Consider the following 4,452-nt stretch of genomic DNA (forward strand, 5'->3'; position numbering starts at 1 on the left):
GGTTCAAGGTTTGAAAGAAAAGAAATAAAGCGAAGACAGGAGAGATAAATTTTTTCAGTTAATGTAAACAATCCTGTTTGTTAATTATCACAAATGAAGCTATCAAACAATCATCTCAAAGAATTGATCAGACTTAAACAAAAAAAATATCGAGAATTAGAAGGAAAAGTACTGGTTGAAGGCTATCGATTGATCGAGCAGCTTCATAAAAATGAGATTGAGATCGAAGAAATATTCATCTCAAACCAGAAAAAATACGATTGGAAAAAAATAACCTGTGGGAAAGTCTTTTTTGCGGAACAATGGCAGCTGGAAAAATTTGGTTCAACCAAAGCACCTTCTAACATAGCGGGATTAGTTAAAATTAAAACAGTTCCGATAAAAGAAAAACGATTTTTACTTTATCTTGATCAAATCAAAGAACCGGGGAACCTTGGAACGATCATCAGAACAGCAACCGGAGCTGGTATTTCAGGAATTGTCATTTCCCCGGATTGTTGTGAAATATTCAATCCAAAAGTTATTCGAGCGTCAATGGGAACTGTTTTTTCCTTTCCTATCGAAATCCATGATCAGGAATGGCTAAAAAAACAGGAAAGTAAAATAATTGCCACAACAATGGAAAATGCAGAAAATCTTTTTGAACTCCAAAAATTCAACGATGACATTATCTTGGTTCTCGGTTCGGAAGCTGACGGTATTTCTAAAAAAATTATAGAAATTGCTGATCATAAAATAAAAATTCCGGTATCTAATAAAATCGAATCTTTAAATGTATCAGTATCTGCCGGGATCTGCATTTATTTTCTTAAAGATCTTCAGTCTTGAATGAAAAGTGTTTATCCTCATTTAACAGATAAAAAGATCTGGTTAGCACCTCTTGCCGGATTTACAGACAACTCATTTAGAATAATTTGTAAAAAAATGGGTGCAGATGTTGTTGTCAGCGAAATGATCAGTGCAGACGGGCTTATTCACAATAAAAAAAGAAGTCTAATTTTTGCAGATTTCACTGATTTTCAGAGACCTTTTGGAATACAACTCTTTGGTTCTGATCCGGAAATAATGGTTAAAGCAGCAGCAATCATTCTTGGAAGAAAACCGGATTTTATCGATATTAATATGGGATGTCCGGTTAGAAAAGTCGTTAACAGAGGAGCAGGTTCTGCTTTGATGAAAAATCCTGAAACTGCTGGTAAAATCGTCAGGAAAATAAAGAAAATTCTAAATGATATTCCCTTATCAGTAAAAATTCGTTCTGGTTGGGATGCTCAAAATATTAATGCTGTCGATTTCGCCAAATTGCTGGAACAGTCTGGAGCTGATATGATCTGTTTACATCCCAGAACAAAAACGCAAATGTTTTCCGGGAAAAGTGACTGGAATCTGATCAAAAAATTAAGAAATAATATCTCTATCCCCGTAATTGGAAATGGCGACATAGATTCAGTTTCAGATGCTCAAAAAATGTTTGAAACAACTAATTGTGATTCTATCATGATCGGTAGAGGAGCAATCGGAAAACCATGGCTTTTCAAAGAAATAAAAGATTTTTTATTGACTGGAAAAACTTTACCTGTAAATTTTACTTGGAAGTTAGAATTAATAAAGGAACATTTTTCTTTATCGATCGCAGATAAAGGAAAAATGAAGGCTATAAGAGAGATGAGAAAACATTTATCTCGATACACAAAAGGTTATAAAAACAGTGCTGTTGTGAGGAAATTAATAAACACCAGTACGGATGAAAAGGAAATAATTTCGATCTTAGAAAATTTATTTTCTAAAAATCTTGAGAAAATATGAAAAAGGTCACTAATATTATCTGGCAAGCTAAACTGGAAAAGAAAAGAAACTGGTTGAAAGCTACTAAACTTCTCCAGGATGGAATCCGGGAATTTCCAACAGAAATCTCTTTATACCAGGAATTAGCAGATATCTATTATGCAAAACGCTTGATCAGAAAAGCTATCTCCATCTATCAGAAAGCTCTCTCATTCAAACAAGATGAAGACTTTATCCTGATGAGGATCGGGAATTGTTTTCTATCCTTGAACGAATATAGAATTGCTTTGGACTATTATAAAAATATTAAGGATGAAACACCGGAACTTCTTTATAATAGAGCATTTGCATATTCGAAAATCAACCGCATTGATGATAGTATTGAAATTTTAAAAAAAGTCATTACTTTAAAACTAACTTCGGAAATACCTTTTGTTTTTCTGGCTGAATTATATTTTACAAAAAAACAATTTGAAACAGCTATCGGTTATCTGAATAAAGCTGAAAATATTTTTGGAAAACAGGGAACTTTTCATTATTTGAAAGGTCTGGCATATTCAAATCAGAAAAACTGGCTAAAAGCGTTTGTTGAATTTCAGAAAGCGGAGAAATTGAAAGCTAATTCATCGCATTTTTATAGACTGTATGGAATTGCCAGCGAAAAGATAGGAAGGACATCACAGGCAATTGATAACCTGTTAAGTAGTATCAAAATATCACCGACCGATCCTGCAAATTATATCGAACTGATCAAGATTTACCTGGCTCACGATCGAATTCAGGAAGCATACCGGATCATAAGAAGTTCACAAAAAAGCGTTCCCTTATCTTTTTCGCTTTCTCTTCTCCATCAACAGATATTAAGCAGATTGGAGCAAAGGAACTATAAATTTTAAGATTGGATAATCATATGAAAAAAAGAATTTTAATTGTTGAAGATGAGAAGATAATTTCTGAAGATCTCAAGTTATACATAATTAATTTCGGTTACGAAGTAGTCGAAATTGCAGCAACCTGTGATGAAGCAATTCGGATGGCTAAGGATTTTATACCGGATCTGGTTCTTATGGATATCAAGTTGGAAGGTAATTGTACCGGACTCGATGCAGCAAAAGAAATCTATCAAAAACTCCATATTCCGATAATTTTTATTACCGCGTATTCCGATGATGAATTCCTCGAAAAAGCAACTGAATCCGTTCCATATGGTTATTTAATTAAACCGATCGATGAGAATAGACTTTATGCAACTTTGAAAATGACATTTCACAATATTGAAAAAGATAAGAGAATTACCGAGTATCTTTCTTCCAGGATAGAAAAAAGCAGAAAAATTAAAAAGCAAAATGTGCTAAATGAAATATTAAAAGCAATTAAAGAAAAAATCTTCTTGAAAAATGTTAATCCCTAAACTCACTTTTCTAATTATTAGTACCTTTCAACATCGTTTTGAAACAAGAAGGCGACTTGAAAAGAAGTTTTATTTCAACTCCTCGCTGTTCTTACAAATCGAAACTGTAATAACTACTGCAGATAAAACGGAAGTTGAATAATGAAAAAACGGATCATAATTGTTGAAGATGAAATAATAATCGCTGAAGATATTAAACAATATTTAATAAAATTTGGTTATGAAGTTGTCGGAATGGCAGATAATGGAGAGGAAGCAATCAAATTAGCAAAGGAATTAATACCAGATATGCTGTTTGTCGATATCAGGCTGCATGGTGATATGTCAGGAGTTGATGCTGCCAGAGAAATCCATCACCAATTAGAGATTCCGATCGTTTTCCTGACTGCTTATGCTGATGATGATATTCTCGAGAAAGCAGCAGAATCATTTCCCTATGGTTATCTTCTCAAACCAATCAGAGAACGAGAACTTTACGCAACTTTAAAAATGGCTTTTAATAAAATTGAAAATGAAAATAAGATATTAAATGAACTTGCAGCTGCTCCCAAAAATATAATCGTTCCGCAAAAAAAAGAGAAAGTAAACATTTTCAGGAAAACTTTCAACAAAATATTTTCCAGGTAAGCAAATGCATCGTTCCCAACACCCGCTTGTGAAAACCTGTAAATCAACTTGCCCAAGTTGTGAAATAGAAATCCAAATTTCATTTCTTTTAACAACTCAATTTGAGCAGACTTCCTTTGGAACAAACAAGGCTGTTTGTTTTACATCGTTCCCAATCCAGATTGGGAATCGGATTTCAAACCAAAAACTGTTATGGAAAAACGAAAAATGAAAAAATATCTGATACTTGATCCAATATTGGGAACAAACAAAGTTCAAGAAACAAACAAGGCTGTTTGTTTTACACCGATCTTAATTTTTATCCTGTTTTTCTTCTTTAATACTATTTCAGCAGAAACGATCGCTACTGTCAATTCATACGAAATAACTCTGGAACAGCTCCACGAAAAAATGCAGGATTATGAAGGTGATTTCGATCTTTCATTTTTTCAAATCAGAGATTTAGCATTAAAAGATCTGATAAATGATCAACTCATTATTATTTATGCAAAACAAAACGGAATTACAGTCGATGAAAACGAGGTCGAATCATATTTTATCAACCTGCTGGGAAATGATCCGAAACTTCTGACAAACGGGGAGTTCGATTATCAAAAATTTAAAAAACTGAAAAAAACGAAGCAGGTTAA

Annotated in this window: 6 protein-coding genes; all 6 read left to right on the top strand. The window is 33.2% G+C overall.

Annotated elements, in window-relative coordinates; genetic code table 11:
* Window positions 1-93: 93 nt before the first annotated feature.
* Complete coding sequence (locus ENL20_07270; protein ID HHE38358.1) at window positions 94-828, top strand: RNA methyltransferase; 735 nt, start codon at window positions 94-96, stop codon at window positions 826-828.
* On the top strand, window positions 829-1,806 hold the full coding sequence (dusB, locus tag ENL20_07275) for a tRNA dihydrouridine synthase DusB (protein ID HHE38359.1): 978 nt from the start codon (window positions 829-831) through the stop codon (window positions 1,804-1,806).
* Window positions 1,803-2,681 (top strand): hypothetical protein, encoded by an 879-nt coding sequence (locus ENL20_07280; GenBank protein ID HHE38360.1) that lies wholly within the window; start codon window positions 1,803-1,805, stop codon window positions 2,679-2,681. Before dusB ends, ENL20_07280 begins: the two co-directional genes overlap by 4 nt.
* Before the next feature lie 14 nt (window positions 2,682-2,695).
* Window positions 2,696-3,196: a response regulator gene (locus ENL20_07285; protein ID HHE38361.1), complete on the top strand. Its 501-nt coding sequence runs from the start codon at window positions 2,696-2,698 to the stop codon at window positions 3,194-3,196.
* Between the two features lie 141 nt (window positions 3,197-3,337).
* A complete protein-coding gene (locus tag ENL20_07290; GenBank protein ID HHE38362.1) occupies window positions 3,338-3,823 on the top strand; it encodes a response regulator in 486 nt (161 codons plus the stop codon).
* Between the two features lie 135 nt (window positions 3,824-3,958).
* On the top strand, window positions 3,959-4,452 hold a 494-nt coding region (locus ENL20_07295; GenBank protein ID HHE38363.1), incomplete at its 3' end, for a hypothetical protein.

The sequence above is a fragment of the Candidatus Cloacimonadota bacterium genome (assembly GCA_011372345.1).
Taxonomy (GTDB): Bacteria; Cloacimonadota; Cloacimonadia; order Cloacimonadales; family TCS61; genus DRTC01.

Coding starts and splice junctions, on each gene's coding strand:
- ENL20_07270 (HHE38358.1), top strand. CDS start 94: ATGAAGCTATCAAACAATCATCTCAAAGAATTGATCAGACTTAAACAA.
- dusB (HHE38359.1), top strand. CDS start 829: ATGAAAAGTGTTTATCCTCATTTAACAGATAAAAAGATCTGGTTAGCA.
- ENL20_07280 (HHE38360.1), top strand. CDS start 1,803: ATGAAAAAGGTCACTAATATTATCTGGCAAGCTAAACTGGAAAAGAAA.
- ENL20_07290 (HHE38362.1), top strand. CDS start 3,338: ATGAAAAAACGGATCATAATTGTTGAAGATGAAATAATAATCGCTGAA.
- ENL20_07285 (HHE38361.1), top strand. CDS start 2,696: ATGAAAAAAAGAATTTTAATTGTTGAAGATGAGAAGATAATTTCTGAA.